Below are 21,706 nucleotides of genomic sequence, written 5' to 3'. Positions count from 1 at the left end.
GGTTACAGCAGGTCCTGTTCGTCCAGCTGGATGAGCTGGGCGGAATCGGGCGAGGTCAGCTCGGCGACCCGCAGCGCCTGCCGTTCCGTCATCCGCTGGAAGAGCTGACGGGCGGTGCGTCCGTTGCCGAACTGGGCGTTGCGCGGGATCCGCTCGACGTATGCGGTGAGCGCCCGGCGGGCGGTGGCGGTCAGCTCGTACTGGTGCCGCTGCGCGTGGTGGTCGACGATGCTGACCAGCTCGGCCGAGGTGTAGTCGGCGAAGAGCAGGGTGCGGGTGAAGCGGGAGGACAGACCTGGGTTGGAGGTGACGAAGCGGCCCATGTCGTCGGGGTAGCCGGCGGCGATCACCACGACCTCGTCCCGGTGGTCCTCCATCAGCTTGACCAGGGTGGCGATGGCTTCCGTTCCGAAGTCGTTGGCGGCGCCCGCCGGGACCAGGGCGTACGCCTCGTCGATGAAGAGCACTCCGCCGCGGGCGCGGTGGAACGCCTCGGTGGTCTTGGGCCCGGTGTGACCGACGTACTCGCCGACCAGCGCACTGCGGTCGACCTCCACCAGATGGCCCCGCGCGAGCAGACCGAGGGCCTTGAGGAGCCGCCCGTAGAGGCGGGCCACCGTCGTCTTGCCGGTGCCCGGGTTGCCCGCGAAGACCAGGTGGCGGCTGAGCGGCGGCGCGGGCAGCCCGGCCTGCTCCCGCAGTCGCACCGTCTGCATCAGCTTGACCATGCCGCTCACATCACGCTTCACGCCGTCCAGACCGACCAGTTCGTCCAGTTCGGCCAGCAGGTCCTCCAGGGTCTCCGGCTCCGGTTCGGGCTCGCCCTGCTGCCACAGGTCGTCCGCGCCCGCCCCGGGCGCACTCTCGGCGGCCGGAGCGTCCCGGCGGTCGGGGGTGAAGGACGTGAGCGGAGCCGCCGGGGGCGCCCCCGTGCGGTCCGCCAGCGTCGGCAGCACGGTCGTGCGCACCCGAACCGCCGCGCAGTCCTCGAACACCGGCTGCGCTCCGTCGGCGAGACCCACGTCCTGTCCGCAGTCGAACACCCGGCAGCCGCGGAACCGCACGTCGGCGCCCTTGCCGACGTGCAGCGCGGGGAACGTGGAGCCCGACAGGTCGCAGTGGTCGAATGTGCCGGTGACGGCCTCACCGGCGAGGATTCCGTTCTTCCCGCAGTCCTCGATGCGCACCGCGCGCACCTCGGCGGCGGCGCCCCGCTCCAGCACCAGCCCGCTTCCCGCGGCGCCGGTGACCGTGCCGCCGGCCATCCGCAGGCGGCCCCCGGCGTCCACGGCCACGCCCGCACCGCCCACCTGGGCCACCCGGGTGCCGGTCAGCTCGACCGAGGACTCCACGCCCACCTCGACACCGCTGCGCCGCTGCCCGCCCACCGAGCAGTCCCGCAGCTCGGACGGCTCCTCGGCGGCCGACCGCAGCCGTACGCCGGTCTCGCCGCCCCTCACCCGGACCGCGTCCAGCACCGCGCGCGCCTCGCCCTCCACGTGCACTCCGCAGACCCGGAAGCCGTCCAGCGAGCTCTCCGTCACCTCGGCCCGTGCCCGCTGCGCCGCCGCAAGACCGTGGTCGCCGGTGCCGCGCACCCGGCAGCCCGTCACCTGGGCGTGCGCCTGCCCGCCCAGGTGGAGCGCGGTGGCGCCGGCCCGGTCGAACTCCGAGTCTGCGAGGGTCACCGCCGTGGCGTCGGTGGCGAGCACCGCGTGCCCGCCGGACTCGGTCACCCGGCAGCCCCGCACGGTCAGCCGGGACGCCTCGTTCGCGACCACGCCGTGGTCGCCGGCCCCGGTGATCCGGCAGTCCGTCAGCTCGGCCCGCGCCTGGTGCGAGACCTGCACCCCCGATCCGGTCTGCCGCTCGATCCGGCAGGCGGTCAGCAGTACTTCGGCAGTGTCCTGCACCAGCACGCCGTTGCGGCCCGCTCCGGTCAGGGTGCAGTCCGCGGCCAGCAGCCGGCCGCTGCCCCGGGCGCGCAGCGCGGAGCCGGAGGTCCCCTCGATCCGCAGCCCCTCGGCGAGCAGTACCGCCGAGCCGGAGAGCACCGCGCCGATGCCCTCCACCTCATGGATCACCGTGTCCTCGACGCGCGCCCGCGCGTCCCCGGTCAGATGCAGTGCCGTGTTCCGCACGGAGCCCAGCCGGGTGCGGCGCAGCAGCAGCACGCCGCCGCCGTCGACGGGGTCGGACAGCTCGGCGGCCAGGTCGTCGTCGAGCCCCAGGGCCGTGTTGGCCACCGCGGAGGCGCCCGACGCGGAGCCGGTCACCTCGACCCGGCCGCCGCTCAGTTCGCAGTCGGCGAGGGTCAGCCCGGCCGCGTCGGCGACCCGGACCAGTACCTCCGCCGGGTCCGCGCCCCGCAGCACCAGACCGGTGAGCACACAGCCCGGGGCGGTCACGGTCAGGGCGGGCCCGCCGGGGGAACGCAGCTCCACCGAGCCGGAGCCGGCCTCCGGCTCCAGCGTGACGCGCCGGGTGAGCCGCAGGGACTCCTCGTAGGTGCCCGGCGCGATCCGCACCACGGCGCCGGCGGGCGCGGCGGCCAGGGCGGCGGCGAGGGTGCGGTGGGCGCCCCGGCCCTTCGGTGCGACGTGGACGACTGTCATCACTGCCCCCCGTTCGCGCCCGGTGTGTCGCCCGAGCCCTGGTAGTAGCCCGGCTGGGCGGACCTGACGATCGCCCCCGACAGATACAGGTTGGAGAAGATCTTGTCCACCAGCTTGCCCAGGCCGCCGACGGCGAAGATGTCGAAGAAGCCCTGGCGGTGGTACCAGCGGCCGCCGAGGTTCTGGATGATCATCGTACGGCCCAGGCCGGTGGTGAGGGCGCCGGCCAGGCTGCCCGCGGCGCCGAGCGCACCCGCCAGCAGGGCGTCCGAGCCGGAGAGATGGTGGACATGGCCGTCCTTGTCCTTCACTCCGAAGATCGCGGAGGACGCGGCCCCGCCGACGAATCCGGAGACGGCGCCGCTGACCAGGCCGACCCCGAAGTCGTAGGTGCCCGACCGCCAGCGGGTCACCTTCTCATTGCCGGCGAACTCGGCCGCCCAGGAGTCGTCGTTGGGGCGGCGCGTGAACGGGTTGCCCTGGTCGATCTGGCTGAGCCCGGTCTTCCAGGGTCCGCCGCGATGGGCGGCGAAGTGCCCGGCGCTGAACGTCCCCTTCACACTGGCGCCGACGGTCGCGCCGAACGCGGCGCGGGCGACGTCCTTGGGGGTGAACGGGGTTCCGTTGACGGCGCTGACGATGCCGGAGACGATGAGGTTCATCGTGAAGTCGAGCACCCACTCCTGCACGAACTCCACGGCGAGCGCGGTCGCGACCCGGCCGAGGAACGGGGTGGTGGTGGAGACGCCGTTCGCGGTGGCGCCCCACTCCCAGCGGTTGACCTCGCGCAGCATCCGGCTGTAGCCGCGGTACTCGTTGAACGCGCCGGTGAAGTTGGTCTCCCGGCCGATCAGCGAGACGTTGGTCCGGCCGAAGGCGTCGGTGTCGGTGTGCCAGACGTACCCGGGGATGGTCCGCTCGTCGATCATCGTGACGCCGTCGGCGCCGAACCGGCGCCACTGCTTGTGCCAGTCCTCGCTCTCCAGGAAGGTGCCGTCCGACAGCTCGACCTTGCGGCCCAGTTCGAGGCCGTTCTCGTACTCCTTGAAGACATGCGGGTTGTGGATGCCGCCCGGGTCGGGCAGATACTCGCGCACCCGGTGCGGGGCGTCGGTGAACCATCCGGCGCCGGCCGGCTTGGCGGGGATCTCCTGGATCTTGAGGTTGCCCTGGCCGGCCAGGTGGTCCTCCCAGCGGGCGCCGGGCTCCCACCGCATCAGCCCGTTGCCGTCCGCGTCGAACCAGTGCCGCACCCGGTCGGCGGGCCCGGTGCCGAAGGCCTTGATCTCCCCGTCCGCGCCGGTCTTGTTCCAGTGCCAGGTCTCCCGGCCGCCCGGCCCGTGCACCGCCCAGGCGTCCACGGTGGTGCCGTCCTTGAACAGATGGTGTTCGCGGATCAGCCGGTCGCCCAGGAAGTCCTGGTACGACTCCCGGTCCCAGCCCCAGCGGGTCATGTCGCCGCGGTCGAAGTTGAGTTTGCGGACGCCCTCGTTGCCGAGGCTGTCGTGCCAGCGCAGTTCCCCGCCGCGCAGCATGTCCGTGGTGGTGACCTGGACCGGCAGGCCGCCGCCGGTGTGCGGCTGGGGCCAGGTGTCCTGGCGGGCGACGACCAGGCCGTGGTGGTCGTAGTGGGTCCAGTCGCCGGCGCCGGCGTGTCCGGTGCGGGCATCGGGGCCGGGCGCCGGGCGGTAGTCGATCACCGTGCCGTCGTCCAGGCCGACCCGGACCACGTTCCACTGCTTGCCCGCGTTCGGGGTGTACCAGTCGCCGTCGGCGAGGTCGTCCGTGACCTTGTCCTGCCAGCGGATGCGCCGGGTGTCCACGCCCGGGAGGTCGGCGAAGTCGGTGCGGTCGAAGGTGCGATGGCCCTGCGGCCTGCCCTCGCCCTGGGACCAGGGCAGATGGCCGTCCCGGCGGCCCACTCCGTCCGGCAGCCTCACATCGCCTGCGGTGACGGTGTCGCCGCCGAGCAGCTTGCGGGTGTCGCGGAGGATCTCGCCGTCGCGGGCGATGTCGGTGATCGCGCCGTTCTGGCTGACGAACCGCACGCCCTGGGTGACGGTCTTCCCGTCGGCCGAGGTCTGTGTCCAGTGGTGCATCTGGAGCTTGCTGTCGTGGGCGAGCCACGGCACCCGGTCGAAGTTCACGGCCCGGTAGTCGCCGCTCGCCAGCCAGCGGAAGGCCACCGGGGGGCGCTGCTCGGCGAACCGCCGGCTCTCCAGGAAGTCGCCGTTCTTCAGCGTCAGTCCGCGTCCGTTCTCCTTGCCGTGCGCCGACCAGGAGGTGAAGTCCTTCTTCGGCACGCCGTCCACGCCGATCTCCAGCTGGTGGTAGCGGCGCACATCGTGCGGGTCGAGGGTGAAGCGGCCCCACTTCTCGTGCACCACGACCGTCTCGCCCGAGTGCGGATGGACCATGGTGTCGGTGTAGCCGCGGCCGGGCCCCCAGGACCGGGTGCCGTGCGCGATCTCCTTGAACTCGGCGTCGAAACGGGTCCAGTCCGTCGTCGCGAAGCTCTGGGCGAACGGATGGCGGTCCAGGTTCGCCAGGACATGGCCGCCGTCCGGGTTCTCCTGGAAGTGGCGTACCCGGGTGTCGACGCCCTTGGACGTCGTCACATCGAACCAGCTCCGGCCGCTCTCGCCCCAGTGCCGGGTGCCGACCCGGGCCACGCCGCCGTTGGCGTCGAACTCCGTCCACACACCACGCTGGTTGAGCCGCCCGAAGGTGCCGACGCCCGCCGTGGAGTGGTACGCGTCCACCGAGTGCCCGTTCGGCAGCGGGCGCCGTTCCATGACCTCCACACCGGAGCCGCTGAGCAGCTTGACCCGCCCGTTTCCGAGGCCCTTGGTCTCGACGGTGCCGAAGTCGTACCAGTGGCGGGCGCCGTGCTGCGCGACCGCCTGGCCGGCCCCGTCCAGGGTGACCCGCTGCCAGGTCGGCTTGCTCCCGTCCGCCGGGTGGGTGACCAGCAGATGCTCGTTCGGCTTGGGGACGCCCTTGTCGATGACGTTGATCCGCTGCTCGGTGAGCTTGCCGTGCACGTCGTACACCGTGAACTCGCCGCTGCGGGGGCCCGTGGTGTGGTCGAAGCGGTAACCGCCGCCGGGGTCCTGGGCGAACGTCCCGTGCCCAGCCGGGGGGACGGCGGTCAGGTCGCCGTCGAGCAGCGCATGGGTGTCCGTGCGCACGAATCGGGTGCCCACGCTGTCGGAGAGCTGCACCATGTCGAACTGGTGCGCGCCCTGGGCGTCGGTGACATGGAAGATGTGGGCGCCGTCGGCGGGTGGGGTGACGGTGTGCTCCAGGTCGCCGCCCGCGCCGTGTAGCCGTATCTCGCCGTTCGCGGTGGTGACCCGGAAGCCGCCCCCGGGACGGGCGGTGACCGTGTTGTCGGCGACCCTGGCGAGGTCGGCGTCGAGCAGTTCCAGGCCGCCGCCCGGGTGCAGTCGTACGGCCGTCCCGTCGGCGAGGCCGGTCAGGGTGTACTTCAGTCCGCCGTCGTTACCGTGCACGCGGATGCTGTCCGGGCCGGTGACGACGAGGGTGCCGTCCGCGCGGGAGGTGAGGGTGTGGTGCGGGACGGGCGCGCCGTCGGGGGCGTGCAGGGTCGGGGTGCCGCCGCTTGTGGCCGGGACGTGGACAAGATGATCCGTGCCCGCCAGGCTGACGACGTGGCCCGTCTGGCCGCCCCCGGCGTCGATCGCGACGTGGCCGTGCGGGCCCTGGACGCGGAAGCCGTCGCCGTGCGGGGCGACCCGGGCACCGTCGAGGTGGGGCGTCGTGCCGTCGAGGCCGAGCCGGATGTCCCGGCCGCCGTGAAGGCCGTTCTGGACGGTGAGCAGGTTGTCGGTGTGGACGCCGCCCCCGTTGTAGACCGTGGTGCGGTTGCCGCCCGCGGGGACGTGGAAGTCGTCGCCGACGCGGGTCACCGGGCCCTGGGCGACCCCGTCCGCGTTCACCCGCAGCGGGGCGCCGCCACCCACCGGGAGGTGGACCAGGTCCTGGGTGCCCTGGAGCGCGACGACGTCATGGGTGTACCGGCCGTGGGGGTCGGCGACGACATGGTGGCCGTCCTCCTGGATCCGGAAGCTCCCGTCGTGCTGGCGGAAGACCCGGGCGTCGCCGAGCGCGCCGGTCCCGTCGAGGTCGACATGCAGGGTGCGGTGGTCGAACGGTCCGCCGTGCAGGTCGAGCAGGTCGTGGGTGTGGGCGCCGTTGAGATCGTGGACGGAGGTGTGGTGAGGGGGGCCGGGGACATGGAGTTCGTCGCCGACCCGGGTGATCGGTCCCCGTGGGTGTCCGTCCGCGTCCAGACGCATCGGTAGGCCGGTGTTCCGGTCCAGATGGACGAGGTCGCCCGTGCCCTGGAGGGTGACCACGTCGTGGGTGTGCACGCCCTGCGCGTCGGCCACGATGTGGTGGGTCCCGTCGTCGATGCGGTACCCGTGGGGCTGCTGGTGGACGGTGGCACCGGGGATGTCGTTGCCGGCGGCGTCGACCAGGTGATGGTTCGCCAGGTTGATGTAGGCGCTGTCCTGGACGTCCAGCGCGGTGTGGGAGAAGCGGCCGTCGGTGGTGTGCACGTCGATGACGCCCCGTCCGTTGCGCGGGCTGTGCACATGGAAGACGTCCTGCGCCGAGGTGACGGTGGTGGTGCCGTGGACGTGGGCGCCCGCGTCGGTGATCTGGAACGTCCGGCCGTCGTGGCCCGGCAACACGAACAGGTTGTCCGCGGCGCCGCCGCCCGTGAGGCGGGTGCCGGCCCGGGTGCCGAGGCCGGTCGCCGGGTCGTAGAGCTGGAACCCGCCCGGGGTGGGCAGCACCAGCTCGCCGCCGTGGAAGCCGAGCGGTCCGCCCGGCACGGCGGTGCCCTCCACGTGCCGGACGGTGCCGCTGCCGGCGTCGATGCCGACCGTCGCGCCGGAGAACGTACCGTCCTGAAGGGTGATCAGGCGTTCCTCGCCGAGCGGGCGCAGACCGTTCGCGTCCACGGCGAAGTCCAGGCTGCGGACCTCGACCGCGTTCACGGGCTGCCGCACGTTCACGATCTGGGCGCCGTGCGCGTCGGCGGTGACGCTCGGGTGGATCGCGGACGTGCCGCCGTCCGGCACGACCTGCCGGACGTCGACGATGTGGCCAGGTGTGTCGCCGAAGCGGATCTCGATGCTGTGCCCGCCCGTGCCGGGCAGGTCCAGGACCTGGGAGTGGAGGGCGGGAGCGGGCACGGCCGCGGGAGCGGGCACCGGGGCGGACACGGCGGACGACGGGGCCGCAGGGGCCGGTGCGGTGGAGGTGGCGGGGCCGGGCATGGCTTCCGGTCGTGGGACCGTGGGCATCAGCTCGATGTCGCCACCGGCGCCCGCGGGCAGGTGCCGCACGTCGCCGATCCGCGGATAGTCCGGGGCCTGGAGCGCGTAGTTCCAGCGGAGCGTGCCGCCGTCCGGCAGACCGCGCTCGACGCGAAGGACGTTCTGACCGCCCGCCACGTCGTGCACGGCGGTTACGCCCGGGACGCCCTGCGGGTTGTGGACCGTCAGGGTCGTCCCGTGCGGGCCGTTGCCGATGTGTACCTCCACGCGGACGCCGGGCAGGGACGGGTCGATGTTGGTGAACGTGTTCTCGAAGTTGAGCCGGCCGACCTGCATCATCCGCACCTCGACCGTCTGGTGCGCCAGCACGGACAGGTCCACCAGGCCCAGCTCGGGCACGTCCGGGACGAGCGCCCCGCGGCCGGGGGCGGTCAGGCCCCCCGTGGCGGCCGGCGTGGGGGTGGGCGTCGGGGCGACGTGGGAGACGGAGGCGGCCGGCGGGACGGCGGGGGCGTCCAGCCGGCCGGTGCCCAGGGCGGAGGCGTCCAGGCCGGTGGCGGACACGGTGGGCGGCTGGACCTGGGCGGCGTGGACCGAGGGCGCGTCCATGTGCGCGGCGGGGACCGCCGGGGCCTGCATGGAGCCGGCGTGCGGGGCCGCCGACTCCAGATGGGAGGTGGCCACCGCCGAGGTCTCCACGTGGTGGACGTCGACCGCGGGGAGGTCCACCTGGCCCACGGAGGGGACGTCGACACGGGACGGCGCGGGCACGTCGAACCCGGCGGTCGAGCGGCCCATGCCCGGTCCGTCGACATGGCCGACGGACGGGACGGTGATGCCGCTGGTGGAGGCATTGAGCCCGGGTACGTCGACGCGGCCCACGGACGGCACCGCGATGCCGTTCGTGGAGGAGGTGGCGCCCGGTACGTCGACGCGGCTCACGGACGGTGTGCTGATCCCGGCGGATGAGGAGCCGGCCGCCGGTACGTCCACGCGGGCGACCGGGGGCACCTCGACGCGGGGCATCCCGCCGACCGCGGGCAGGTCGGTCAGGCGGGCACCCGTCCCGGGCATCTCGATCCGGGTGACCGTCGGCCCGTGCGCCACCGACCCCAGGCCCGGCACGTTGACGTGCCCCACGGAGGGCATGTCGGCCAGTCCCGTCGTCGGCACGTGAACACCACCGACGGAAGGCGTGTGCACCGTGGGCGTCGCCGGCACCTGGCCGCCGACGGACAGCATCTCGATCCGCGTCACCCCGGTGCCGGGCACGTTCAGGTGGGGCGCCCCGATCTGCTGCACCGTCACCGATCCGACGCCGTGGCCGGCCGCCGGGACCGACGGCACGTTCAGCCCGTTCAGGTGGGGCGTCGACACCGACGAGACGGGCCCCAGCTGGGGCAGGTGGAGACCGTCCATCCCGCCGAGCCCGCCCGTGGCCGGCAGGTCCACCAGACGCGCCCCGATGCCGGGCGTCGAGGAGGTGACCGCGCCGATCCCGTGGAAACCGCCGAGGTTGACCGTCCCCAGCGAGTCGCTCACCGAGAGCGTCGGCAGTCTGCCGAGTTCCGTTGCAAGTCCGCCCGGGGCGCTCGGGGCGAACTGGCCGAGGTGGAGGGACGGCAACGAGCCGAGGCCCTCCCCGGCCCGCGCGATGTCGAGGCCGGCCGCGACCCCGCCGCTGATCTTGCTGGACGCGCCGAGGAACTGGCCGCCCGCGAAGGCGCCGTACCGGTACATGCCGAAGATGCCCCGGTCGATGACGCCGATCCTGAGCGCGAAGGTCAGACCGTGCCCGAGTTCGTCGGCGGCCACCGGCAGGAACAGTCGCAGCACGTTCATCCCGCGCACGCTGTTGAGCATGCCGTGCCCGATCGCGCTGCCGACCCCCTTGATGCCGTTGAGCCCGGTGACCAGGGTCCGGATCCCGAAGAACGTCTTCGCGCCCATCAGGTTGATCACGGTCAGCTCGCTCGCGGCCGGCACGAGGTGGAAGGAGGTGACGAGCGAGTTGCCGCCCATCGTGAAGCCCTTGACACCCGGCATGAACTTCAGGCCGGGTATGTGCGTCATCCCCTCCAGCCCGTGGATGCCCTTCATCCAGACACCGGTGACCTTGACGGTGTCGTCGATGCCGAGGGTCAGCCGGGCGAAGAGCCCGAGCGCGTTGGGCCCGCCGAGGAAGAGGCTCTTGGCACCCTTGAAGCCGCCGACCAGGATGGCTTTCAGGCCCTTCCACAGGTCGGCCAGGCGGATGCCCTTGGTGGTCGGCGCGATGACCCCGAGGACCGACAGCACCAGGTCCGTGGCGCTCGCCCGGCCCTGTGAGAAGTCCACCGCCGTCTTGATCAGCAGCGCCACGTTGAGCCCGATGGTGAACAGCGCCAGCGGGCCGCCCACGATCATCGCCGGGATGACGAGAATCAGCGCCAGCCAGCCGAGCGCCTTCCAGAACTCGTCGCATTCGTCCACCGGCGAGGCGATGCTCTCCGCCGCGTCGCGCAGCACGCCCGCCGCGGTGCCTGCCGCGTCCGACAGGGTGTGCCTGGCGTCCTCGGCGGTCGCCTTGTGCGCGTCCCGCCCCTCCTGGTCGTCCTCGGCCAGCGCCGCCGCCCCGGCCAGCGCCTCGTCCGCGCGCCGCTGCTGCTCCCGCATCACGCCGACGTAGGTGCGCAGTGCCGACTGGGCGTCCTTGTGTGCCTGCCGGAAGGTGGACACATAGGTGCGCAGATCGTTGTCGATCACCTTTCGCAGCGCGTCCGCGGTCTCGCCGACGAAGGCGCCGTCCGTGGTGTTCTTGATCTCGGTCAGGCCGGAGTCGATGGTGTCCGCCAGGGTGATCAGATCGTCCTGGGACAGGATCAGCGCGTCGATCCGGTCCGGATCGCCCACTGTGGGGTCGCTGTCGAGGCCGAGGGCACTCCAGTCCGCGGGACGGGCCACCGGGGACGCTCTCCTTCCGATGCAGGGCGGCTGCTGCTCCCTCCACGCACCAGGGCTGCGAAAAGGTTCAACCACGGATCGGAAAGTGGCAGGCGCGACCACTGTGACGAGGTCGACCACGCTGAAGAACCGAGTTCGTTGAACGTTTCGGGGGCCCTGGTGCGTGGAGGGAGCGGAAGGTGAACCGGGGCGGCCCGGCCGGGCGGCCGGGGGAGGACCGAAGAGGAGGGGCAGTGGCCGATTTCTCCATCGACTACTCGGCTCTGCAGACAGTGCAGCAGCAGATGCGTGCCCTCGCGGACGACGCCGACTCGGGAGGGGCGACCGGGGCCTTCAAGGAGATGGGCGAGGCCACCGCCTCCGAGCGCCGGTCGGCGCTGGGCTCCGCCGATCTGTCCTCCGCCTTCAACCTCTTCTACACGCGCTCGAGTTCGCGCACCAACCAGGCCAAGGACGGCCTCCAGCAGCTCGCCGACACCTTCAAGGGCGTCTCGGACACCTTCTTCCAGGCGGATGCCCAACTCGCCTCCTCCGGCGGCCTGATGGGTTCCAAGCTCGGGCTGGACGACTGGAAGAGCCAGAAGGCGGCCTACGACCGGTGGGTGTCGGACGACAAGGCGTGGCACGACTACCTGGAGAAGATCGGTGCCAGCGACTACTTCGACCAGCACCCCGACGCCCGCATCGGGGACGTGTGCGGCGCCGACAACCCACCCGGCTTCTGCGACGCCTGGCAGAACGACCTGGACGACAAGCAGGTGACCGTACCGGACGACCCGGGCACCCCGCCGCCCGAGCCCACCGACGACCCGCCCACCTCGTACACGTACGAGGACGACAAGGGCAAGGTCGACGTCAGGCTCGAACTGGACGACCACTACGACGTGATGAAGGAGACGTCCGTCATCACCACCCCGAACGGACAGTCGTACACGTCCGTCACCACCTACGACTCCGCTCCGCACCACGTCGATCTGGGCGACGACAAGCGCATCGACGTGCGCGACTACACGATGGAGACGACCTACGCGGACGGGTCGAAGAGCACCGCCAAGGTGGTGAACGACGACGACGGCTCCGGAACCATGACGATGACCGACAGCGAGGGAAACGTCACGGTCTCCACCCGCTCCGGCCCCGACGCCGACTGGTCCGAACCCGTGGACCAGAACGACTAGGGCGACACCGACGTTCGGCCCGAGAAGACCAGAAAGGCTCACCCCATGCCCGCCAACATCAGCCTCTCCTACGGCGAGATCCAGCGCGTCTCCAATCTCCTGGACAACAGCGTCGAGCACACGCTGGTCCCGCGCATGGAGGAGGCGAAGGCCGAGGTGGACACCCTCCTCGAGACCGCCCTCGTCCTCACCGAGGCGAGCCCCGCCCTCCAGACGCAGTACGAGAAGTTCACCGGCTCGCTCAAGGACGCCACCCAGAGCATCAAGGACTACGCGGAACAGTTCCGCCAGATCATGAACTCCATCAAGGACATGGACCACAGCCTCGCCGAGAAGGTCAGGAGCAACGGCTGACCGGGCCACGCACGTACCAGCACACATCCCACCGCAGGGCCGACAGGAGACCCACGAGATGGCCGACAACGCAGACGTCGTCGTCGATTACCACGAGATCGCCCGGGTCGCCACGACCATGGGCCACAAGCTCAGCGACATCTCCCACGAGCTGAACGACCTGGAGACGACCGTGAGCGGTCTGCTCCACGAAGGCCTGGTCTTCGAGAAGGCCAGCCCCGCCCTCCAGGCGGCCTACGACGACTTCAGCAGCCAGTTGAAGACGTCCGCGAAGAACATCCAGGACTACGCGGACAGCTTCAACCAGATCGCCGACTCGCTCGCCGAGTCCGACCAGAAGATCGCCGCCGACGTGCAGAAGGCGCAGGCGGAGAGCAGCGCCCACCAGGACACCTGAACCACCCGCGCCGAAGGGGGCCGCGGGCCTTTGCCCGCGGCCCCCTTCGTGTCGTCGTCAGTCCGCCGTCAGCCGCCCAGGACCGTGAGCGGGACCTGGACCATGATGGCGGTGCCCCCCTCACTCGCCGTCCAGCCACGGCCGGCCATCAGGGGCGCGCGGACCTGCTCCGCGGACAAGCGGGCACCGATGAGGTCGCCCTCGCTGATGGACTTCGGTCCCAGCAGGATGCCCCGGCGGGAGCGCCGGGCCATGCCCACCCAGCCGAGGGAACTCATCGACTCGGGCAGACCGGCCAGCAGCAGGCCCTGCCCGTGGTCGCGTCCGGAGGTGGCGACCTGACGGAGCACCTTGTCCGCACGGCAGCTCAGCATCAGGTCCGCGTCGTCCACGACCACCACCGACGGCTTCCCGGACACCGCCTTCAGCGCCTCGGTCACCGTCTCCGCCGAGGGGTCCGGGTCCGTGATCACCTGCGCCAGGTCGTGGGCCGCCAGCTGCCGCAGCTGCGAGTCGCGCGGGGTGATGACCACGAGCGCGGTGCCGCCCAGCAGCAACGACACGCACATCGAGGCGAGCGTGGTGCTGCGCCCCGAGCGCGGGGGACCGGCGACCATGAACGACCCACCGCCGGCCGCGAAGTCGTATCCGAGCGGCTCGCCCGCGTCGCCGCCCACGCCGAGCAGCGCCCACAACGGACGTCGCTCGGCCTGGGGCACCTGGTCGATGGTGTCCTGGAAGCCGATCAGCGTCGGCAGTTCCTCCACCCTGAACGGCCGCCGGACCGCCGCCACCTGCGCGTCCCTGGCCGTCGTACGGCGGCCGATCTCGCGCAGCGCGTCCGCCTGGTCCGCCCCGTCCTGTGCCGGCAGCAGCGCGATCTGCGCCTCGATCCCGCTGGGCGCCAGCCAGCCGCGTCCCGCGGGGATGTGGGCCGGCACCTTGTTCCGGCCGAGCCCCGCGATGTTGTAGTCGCTGAGGTCGGCCTGCTTGAGCAGCAGCCGGTTGTCGTTGTGCGCCGCGAGCCGCCCGCCGAGCAGCAGCCGCTCGGAGGTGGCGATGACATGGATGCCCGCCGCCGCGCCCTCGCGCAGCAGCCGGACCACCTCGGCGTAGACCCGGCCGCCGTCGTAGTCGTCGAGCATCGCGCTGAGCGCGTCCCAGCCGTCGATCAGCACCAGGATCCGGGCCGGGCGGCGGTTCTTGGGCAGCTTGGACCGCAGTTCGCCCAGGCCCGCGCAGTCGTGCTGTGCGATCAGTCGCTGACGGCGCGTCAACTCGCTGATCAGCCGGGCGACCAGCCGCTCCAACCGCTCGGTGTCGTGCCGTGACACGACCGCCCCGCAGTGCGGCAGCGCCTCCAGGGCGGCCAGGCCGCCGCCGGACGCGTCGATGCCGTAGACGTGCAGATCGGAGCTGGGGATGACCAGGGCGGCCGAACCCGCGACGGTCCGCAGCACCTGGGTGCGCCCGGAGCGCGGTGAGCCGATCACATACAGATGCCCGAAGGTGGCGAAGTCGATCGTGCCAAGCCGCTGTTGCTGGAGCTTGGGCAGGTCGAGCAGGGCGTACGGGACGAGCGGGAGCGCGCCTGGCGGGACCGGCGGGACGGGCGGCAGGTCCTCCGCGCGGACGGCTTCGGGCAGCGGCGGCAGCCAGGGGCTCGGCTGCGGCACGAAGTCGTCCAGCAGGCCGGCGGCCTGGCCGAGGGCCTCCACCAGGGCGCGCAGATCGGTCAGCGGCTCCTCGGCGGACACCGTCTCCAGCAGGAGGCCGTCCTCCTCCAGTGCGAACAGTTCGGCCGGGCGGCTCAGCCGCTGCCAGGTCAGCTCGATGCCGCGGACGGGCCGGGGAGCCGACTTCTCCCGCGCCGCGCCCGTGCTGCGCTCGGCGCCCACCCAGGCGGTCTGGAACGGGACCGGGGCCCCGGCGCCGCGCCGCAGCAGCGCCCGGCCGGGGCTGGAAGGCGAGATGCTCACCGCGTCAGGGGCGTTGATGATGTCCTGGCTCTCGGACCGGTCGGTGACGCGCAGCGCGATCCGCAGATTGGTGTTGGCGCGGATCTCGTTGCTGACGGAGCCGCCCGGGCGCTGGGTGGCGAGGATCAGATGCAGACCGAGCGACCTGCCCCGCTGGGCGAGGCTGATGAGACCGGGCACGAACTCGGGCAACTCCCGTACCAGGGTGGCGAACTCGTCGATGACCAGGATGAGCCGTGGCAGCGGCGGGAGCTTCGGATCGCGGGCCCGCTTGGCCCGGTACTCGGGGTGGTCCTTGGCCTCGACCTCGGCCAGCACCTGCTCCCGGCGGCGCAGCTCCGCGTCGAGCGAGGCCAGCGCCCGCTGCACCAGGTGCCCGTCCAGGTCGGTGATCATCCCGAGGGTGTGCGGCAGTTCGGCACACTCCCGGAAGGCGCTGCCGCCCTTGTAGTCGACGAGTACGAAGGTCAGTTCGTCGGGCCGGTTGGCCGCGGCCAGCGAGGCGATCACGGTCTGCAGCAGTTCCGACTTGCCGGAACCGGTGGTGCCGCCGATCAGCCCGTGCGGGCCGTCCTTGACCAGGTCGAGCCGGAGGGTCCCCTCGTACCCGGCGCCCAGGGTGAAGACGGTGGAGGCGGGCCGGCGAGCCCACGCGGCGGCCAGCGCCGCCGGGTTCGGCGGCTCCTGTCCGAGCAGCGGCAGCAGCCGTACGTCGGAGGGCAGCCCCGAGTCGCCGTCCACGGTGACGTCCCGCACCGGGGCGAGCGCCCGGGCGACCTCCTCGCACCAGGCGGCGTCCACCAGGTCGGCGCGCACGCCCTCGACCACGGGGACCCCCGAGGATCTCACGGTGAGCCGGCTGCCCTCCGTGGTGACGACCGCCGTGCACTCCTCGGGCAGCAGCCGTTCCAGCTTGTCCACGCACAGGCTGAAGATCCGCACGGACGGGCCCTGGGTGAGCAGTTGCACCATGCCGGGCACGTCGCGCAGCCGCCGGGCGCCGTCCAGCACGACCAGCACATCGGGTTCGTTCAGCAGGGTGTGGCCGAGGGCCGAGGTGCCCTGCGCCGTCGTACGGGCCTGGATGTCGGAGATCAGCTCGTTGACCCGGTGGGCGGTGCTCTCCGGGTCGTTGCCCAGCGCGATCACGCTGCCCGGCCGCCCCGGCCGCAGATGCGGCAGCCAGCGCACCCAACTCCAGGCGTCCGCGTGCTCGTCGCTGGTCAGCACCACGATCCGCAGGTCGCGCGGGCTGTGCAGCACGGCGGCCTGAGCGACGGCCCAGCAGGCCACCGTGCGCGGGGTGTCGCCGGGCCCGGAGACACCGACGACGCCGTAGTCGGCGAGTTCGACGCCGAACGGCACGTCCGCCAGCCGCCAGTGCACCTGCCGGTGGTTGGCCTCGCGGGCGTGGTCGTCGATCCGCTTGAGGGAGGGCCGGGTGACCGTGCCGAGCCGCAGCGTGAGGTGGTCGGGGTCGCGGCGGCGCCGCTGCCACAGCAGGCTGCCAGGACCGGTGGCGGTGAGCAGTACGGTGGCCGGGTCGGGGAACGTCACATTGCGCAGGTCGCGTTCGGCCAGCGTGGCATCCCGCACCTCGAGCTCCAGCGCCGCCCGCCGCAGCCGGTAGAGCCGCAGTGCCTCCTCCTGCTGCTGCCGGTTGGTGCGCCGGCTCATGATCCAGTTGCTGATCGCCATCATCGGCGTGACGAAGATGAAGACGGCGAAGTAGAGGGTGCGGAACAGGCTCATCATGACGAGACCCATGACCAGCGGGGCCATCATCATCAGGACCGGGAAGGGCCGGTTCCTGCGCTCCCCGGGCGGGCCCTGCATCCGCATCGTCTCGGTGTCCAGATGCGGGGCGATGCGCGGCGGCCGGTTGTACTCGATGGCCAGTCCGTCGGCCGATGCGTTGACGGCCGCGTCCGCCTCGAACGGCGGGGCGAGCCGCAGCAGATGGGCACCGAGCGCGAGGTCCGCGTACGGCGGCCACTCCTCGGAGCCGTCGTCCGGCGGCGGCCGGTGGCCGGGCCGGGGCAGCGGCGGCGGGGTGGGCAGCCCATCGGCACCGGGCGGTGCGGGACGCGGGGTGTGGCCGCCGGGTCCGCCGTCCACGGGGTCGGCCGGTTCCTCGGCGGTGAGCGGGGTGCCCGTCTCGGGGTCGACCGGGGGCGGCGGGGTGAGACTGCGCAGCCCGTGCCGGGCGGGCTCGGCGTCCTCGGGCAGCCGGAAGGTGACCTGCCCGTCGGTGCCCACGGTGATCCACACGCCCCGCTCGGGCGCCTCGCCGTCGGCCAGCCGCAGCGCACAGCCGCGGTCGGTACCGATCTCGTGGCTGCCGGGGCCGAGCCGCCAGGACCGCCCGGACCCCGGGCCGCCCACGTGGCGCACCTCGACCAGCACCGGGTCGGTGGACGGCGGCTCCCAGGCCCGGGCGGTGGTGTCCGAGGAAACCGGGGTGTCTAGGCCGAGCAGCGCGCCGGTGCGGATGCCAGTGGCACCGACCGGCAGGTCGGGGTTGAGGGGGTGCTCGCCCAGGTAGAGGCGCGGGGTGTTCAGGGCCGTCCCGAGGTCGGCGACGGTCGTACCCTCGGGCAGCTCCAGCAGATGGTCCGCCCGGCGGCCGGTGGCGTCGGCGGTGGTGAGGGTGAGTTTCACGTGGCGGTCCGTTTCGGGGCCTGGGCCGGCTCGGCGGTCTGGGTCGGTCGGGCGGGGGAGGCCAGGACCGGAGCGGCGGTCTTCGCCGGGCCGGAGCGGAACACCGGGGCCGACTCCTCGGCCTCCTCGAACAGTTCGTCGGCGCTCTGCCCGGTGGCGGCCTCGGCGACCGGGGCGGGCGGCAGCACCGGCGGCATCTTGTCCAGCACCCGGGCCACGGCCCAGCCCAGCGCATCGCACCGTGCGAGCAGGGGGGTGCCGATGACGGCGACCCGCCCGTACCGCTCGGTCAACAGGCTGCGGACGTACCCCCGGCCGGGCCCGAGGACGAGGGCCCGCAGGGCGGGGGCGTCCCCGGGCGGCGCGGCCAGCTCCGGCGGCAGCGGGTCGGGCAGTCCGGCGGCGACCAGGACCGGCGCGAGGCCGAGCCGGGGCGGGGTCTTTCGGGCCTCCCGGTAGGCGTCGCGGACCGGGAGGCCCGGGTGCTTGTGGTGCACCCCCTCCGCGACCACGACCAGCTGGTCGGGCAGCCGCATGTCGAGCTGGGCGGCGACGGCCTGGAGCAGGGCGCGGGAGGCGCGCTCGTCACCGGTGACGGAGACCACGGGCGGGCCGACCGACAGGTCGAGGAAGACGCACCGGCGTTCCGCCCCGTGCTCCATCGCGCCGATGGCGACCACGATGGGGCGGGCGTCGGCCGCCTCCGGGGTCACCGGGGGCAGCTCCGCGCGCGTCACCGTCCAGGGCTCCGCGTTGTCGGGCCCGGCCAGCAGTACGGTCACTGTGTCGGTGCCGACGAGCGCGGCGTACGGCCGGCTGGGCGCGGCAGCGACGCGGGCGGTGGCCAGGGCCCGTTCGGCGTCGCGCCACACGGCGGGTGTGCTCAGCCGGCGCACGAGCATCCGCAGCGTGCTGCGGTAGCGCAGCCAGGCGCGAACGGGCTCGGCGAACGCGTGGACGGTGATGGCCAGTTCGCGGCACAGCCGGGCCCAGGCCCTGCGCCAGCCGCCCCAGCGCATGGCCCACATCCGCAGCAGCAGGAAGCAGAGCAGCACGGCACCGGCGATGCCGACCCACCGGAAGATGGCGTCGCTGTGCTGCCGGAACCAGACGAAGGGGTCGATATTTCTCATGGGGGTGTGTCCTTCGGGCTACCGGCTTCGAGGTACCGCACCGGGTGCACCGGCGCGTGGGGTGCTGGGGGTGGCGGAATGCGCCGTCGAGGTGAGGGTTTCGCCGTGTCTCACGCCGCCGGCATCTCCCGCCGCATGGCCTGGAGCGCGTAGTGGTTGCGCGACTTGACGGTGCCCTGGGGCACACCGATGGCGCGGGCGGCCTCGGCCCGGGTGCGATCGCGCAGATGAACGTGGACCAGTACTTCCCGGTGTTCGGGCGACAACCGGGCCAGGGCCCGCTGGAGGACGTGCCGGTCCACCACGGCGTCGGCAAGGTCGCCGTAGCCCTCCGGCCGACGCAGCATGTCGTCGCCGAGCACGCCGACCGGGACGGCACGGTCGCGGCGGCGGGCGTCGACGGACAGGTTGTGCGCGACGCGGTAGAGCCAGGCGATCAGCCGCTCCTCGTCGTGTCCGTCGAGGTCGGCGGCGGTGAGCCAGGCCCGCAAGAGGGTCTCCTGCACGATGTCCTCGGCGCGGTGCGGGTCGCCTGCGGTGAGTCGGTTGGCGTAGCGCAGCAGACGGGACCGGTGCCGAAGGGCGGTATGCAAAGCCGGAGGTGAAGCTGGTTGAGCGCTGAACATGTTCTGCTCCACGACTGGCTCAGGTCAGGTGGCTTGGGGAATGGTCTGGGGGAATCTCCGGTGGAGAGGCCCAGGGAGAGGCTATAAACATCGGGCTGTGAGCGCCTCCGTCAATTTTCCGCGAAAAGGTCGGCAAAGGGGGACAGAAGCGCCTCGGGCGAACCCCAGAATTTACCGTTCGGATTCCCAGGCGCCGCCCGCGACTTGACCGCCGACCGCGCCGACGGCATCCTCGGCGCGATCGCGGTACGGGCGTCACGTGCCCCCAGGCGTCTGATGTGTCCTGGCTCGGTGCCCGGTGGCGAGTGTCCCGACACGGACATCGCGCTCACCTCGCGCCACCTGGCCGGCCCCCGCCGGAGTGCCGTCCGATGGCCGGCTTGTGCCCCGGCCACGGGCCGGTGATCGGTCGTGGCCGGGGCGCGTGCCAGGTGTTCAGGCGGGTCCGGTCGTAGGCCGATGCGTCGGTGTGGACCGTCTGGATGTAGCGGTTGCCGTCGGAGGTGCCGGGAGCGGTGATCGTCAGGTGTCCGCGCGGGTGGTAGCGCCGGTCCAGCCGCAGGTCGACACGGTCGAAGACCGGCGTGGAAAGGCCCCAGATGGGGTAGCCGGGCTGGACCGGGAACAGGCCGCGGTTCTCAGGGCCGTCTTCCGGCGCCTCCCGGTGCGGTGGTCAACGCGGCGGCGGGGTGACCAGCCGGTGTTCGTAGGCGTAGATGACGGCGTGCACCCGGTCGCGCAGGCCGAGTTTGTCCAGGGCGTGGCCCACATGGGTCTTCACCGTCGTCTCGGCGATCGCCAGCGCCCGACCGATCTCGGTGTTGCTCCGGCCCGCGACCAGGAGGTCGAACACCTCGCGCTCGCGTGGCGTCAGCCGGGCGAGTTCGGGTGGAAGGCGTCCAGCCCGTGGCCGTCCCGTGGTGAGCTCCGCGATGAGCCGGGTGGTGATCGCGGGGGAGAGCAGGGCGCCTCCGTCAGCGGCGGCGCGGATACCGAAGAGCAGTTCCTCCGGCGGGGCGTGCTTGAGCAGGAAGCCGCAGGCGCCGGCGTGCAGGGCGTCGAAGACGTACTCGTCGAAGTCGTACGTGGTCAGGATGACGACCCGCGGCCCGGCCCCGTCGTTCACCGCGGTCAGGCGGCGGGTCGCCTCCAGCCCGTCCATGAGCGGCATGCGGATGTCCATCAGCACGACGTCGGGCGCCAACTCTCCCGTCAGGCGGATGGCTTCGCGGCCGTCGGCGCCCTGGCCGACGACGGTCAGATCGGACTGGCTGTCCACCAGCATGGCGAGCCCGGCCCGTACGACCGTCTGGTCATCGACGATCAAGACGGTGACGGTCACGGGATCCCTCCGGGCGGGCCGTAGGGCAACTCCGCGCGAACGGCGAACCCGCCACCGAGCGGCATGGCGGTGGTCAGCCGGCCGCCATGGAGTTCCGCGCGTTCGCGCATCCCGAGCATCCCCCGCCCGCCCGTCGCCGGTGCGCGGTGTGGTGTGGGCGGTGGCGTGTTGACGACGGCGATATGGAGTGCTTCCGGCAGGAAGCGCAGGCTGACATCGGCTGTGGACCCAGGCGCGTGCTTGGCGACGTTGGTCAGTGCTTCCTGCACGATCCGGTACGCGGACAATTCGGCGCCCGGAGAGAGCGGACGGGGGTGGCCGGTGACGGCCAACTCGACGGCCGTGCCTGCCGCGCGCGCCGCGGACACCAGGGACGGAACCTCGGCCAGGCAGGGAACGGGCCGGCGGTCGGCCGAGTGAGGTGACTCGCGGCGCAGTGCGCCGAGCAGGTGTCCGAGCTCGGTGAGCGCTTCGCGGGCGAGGCCCTCGATGCCGGTCAGCACATCCAGAGCGGCGGCGTTCCGCGGTCCGGGCCCGTCGGCGCTCGACATCGCCATGCGTGCGGCTCCGGCCTGTACGGTGATGGCCGACAGTTGGTGCGCCAGCACGTCGTGCAACTCCCTCGCGATGCTGGCGCGTTCGGCGACATGCGCGGCCTCCACCGCTGCCGTGGCCGCGCGTCGCCGTGAGGCGGCCGCGTCCCCGGCGAGAACGCCGGCGGTGAGTAGGACGCCGGGCAGGCCGACGGCGGCACGCAGCGGATAGTCGACCGCGACGGCGAGCGCGGTGAGTGTCGCCGCGGCGAGCAGCGGTCGGGCGTGGCGATGCGGCAGGGTGCTGAAGGCGCCGAAGGCGTATCCGGTCGCCGCGAGGGCCACCAGCGCCGAGACGGGGTGCAGGCCCAAACCCATGCGGACGGCCAGTGCCGTGCACGCGAGCGCCAACCCGGCGCCCGGCAGCCGGCGGCGCCACAGCGAAGGCACCGACTGCGCCAGGCCCAGGGCCAGAAAACCGCAGACCGCCGCTGCCGAGCCGCCGTGCCCGGGTGGGCGCCATGGCCAGGGCACGTCGGCCAGTGCCCACCCCAGCAGGGTCACGGCGATCATCAAGTCCGCCCGTCTGCGGGCGTCGATCACCCGTGGGCGGGTCAGCAGCCGCATGGTCCG

Annotated in this window: 10 protein-coding genes and 1 pseudogene; 3 read left to right on the top strand and 8 right to left on the bottom strand. The window is 72.6% G+C overall.

Annotated features, from left to right (window positions below; translation table 11 throughout):
* Positions 1-2: 2 nt before the first annotated feature.
* Complete coding sequence (locus ACTYVM_RS24150) at positions 3-2,615, bottom strand: right-handed parallel beta-helix repeat-containing protein (RefSeq protein WP_445527963.1); 2,613 nt, start codon at positions 2,613-2,615, stop codon at positions 3-5.
* Positions 2,615-10,870 carry a hypothetical protein gene (locus ACTYVM_RS24145; protein ID WP_445527962.1) on the bottom strand — a complete coding sequence of 2,752 codons (8,256 nt, stop codon included), beginning with the start codon at positions 10,868-10,870 and terminating at the stop codon, positions 2,615-2,617. The genes ACTYVM_RS24150 and ACTYVM_RS24145 overlap by 1 nt, the downstream gene beginning before the upstream one ends.
* Before the next feature lie 233 nt (positions 10,871-11,103).
* Here ACTYVM_RS24145 and ACTYVM_RS24140 point away from each other — a divergent pair, with 233 nt between their 5' ends.
* Genes ACTYVM_RS24140 through ACTYVM_RS24130 form a run of 3 tightly spaced genes read left to right on the top strand, consistent with a single transcriptional unit; the run spans position 11,104 to position 12,799 of the window.
* Positions 11,104-12,048 (top strand): serine/arginine repetitive matrix protein 2, encoded by a 945-nt coding sequence (locus ACTYVM_RS24140; protein ID WP_445527961.1) that lies wholly within the window; start codon positions 11,104-11,106, stop codon positions 12,046-12,048.
* Between the two features lie 45 nt (positions 12,049-12,093).
* Positions 12,094-12,402 (top strand): hypothetical protein, encoded by a 309-nt coding sequence (locus tag ACTYVM_RS24135; RefSeq protein WP_445527960.1) that lies wholly within the window; start codon positions 12,094-12,096, stop codon positions 12,400-12,402.
* 58 nt (positions 12,403-12,460) lie between these two features.
* Positions 12,461-12,799: a WXG100 family type VII secretion target gene (locus ACTYVM_RS24130; RefSeq protein ID WP_445527959.1), complete on the top strand. Its 339-nt coding sequence runs from the start codon at positions 12,461-12,463 to the stop codon at positions 12,797-12,799.
* A 68-nt stretch (positions 12,800-12,867) separates the two neighbouring features.
* Here the strand turns inward: ACTYVM_RS24130 and ACTYVM_RS24125 are convergent, their stop codons facing one another.
* The 6 genes and pseudogenes from ACTYVM_RS24125 to ACTYVM_RS24100 all read right to left on the bottom strand — a co-directional run bounded on the left by ACTYVM_RS24125 (position 12,868) and on the right by ACTYVM_RS24100 (position 21,700).
* Positions 12,868-17,439 carry an FtsK/SpoIIIE domain-containing protein gene (locus ACTYVM_RS24125; protein WP_445527958.1) on the bottom strand — a complete coding sequence of 1,524 codons (4,572 nt, stop codon included), beginning with the start codon at positions 17,437-17,439 and terminating at the stop codon, positions 12,868-12,870.
* A complete protein-coding gene (locus tag ACTYVM_RS24120; protein ID WP_445527957.1) occupies positions 17,436-18,572 on the bottom strand; it encodes a hypothetical protein in 1,137 nt (378 codons plus the stop codon). The genes ACTYVM_RS24125 and ACTYVM_RS24120 overlap by 4 nt, the downstream gene beginning before the upstream one ends.
* 110 nt (positions 18,573-18,682) lie before the next feature.
* Positions 18,683-19,165, bottom strand: a complete 483-nt coding sequence (locus ACTYVM_RS24115; protein WP_445527956.1) for a sigma-70 family RNA polymerase sigma factor — start codon at positions 19,163-19,165, stop codon at positions 18,683-18,685.
* 361 nt (positions 19,166-19,526) lie between these two features.
* Positions 19,527-19,829, bottom strand: a pseudogene (locus ACTYVM_RS24110) (glycoside hydrolase domain-containing protein); the annotation flags it as partial.
* 42 nt (positions 19,830-19,871) lie between these two features.
* Positions 19,872-20,540 (bottom strand): response regulator, encoded by a 669-nt coding sequence (locus tag ACTYVM_RS24105; RefSeq protein WP_445527955.1) that lies wholly within the window; start codon positions 20,538-20,540, stop codon positions 19,872-19,874.
* Complete coding sequence (locus tag ACTYVM_RS24100; protein WP_445527954.1) at positions 20,537-21,700, bottom strand: sensor histidine kinase; 1,164 nt, start codon at positions 21,698-21,700, stop codon at positions 20,537-20,539. The genes ACTYVM_RS24105 and ACTYVM_RS24100 overlap by 4 nt, the downstream gene beginning before the upstream one ends.
* Between the last annotated feature and the right edge of the window lie 6 nt (positions 21,701-21,706).

The organism is Streptomyces cyslabdanicus (genome assembly GCF_052663305.1).
Note: the sequence above shows the minus strand (reverse complement) of the source record. Positions and strands in the feature narration are given on the sequence as shown.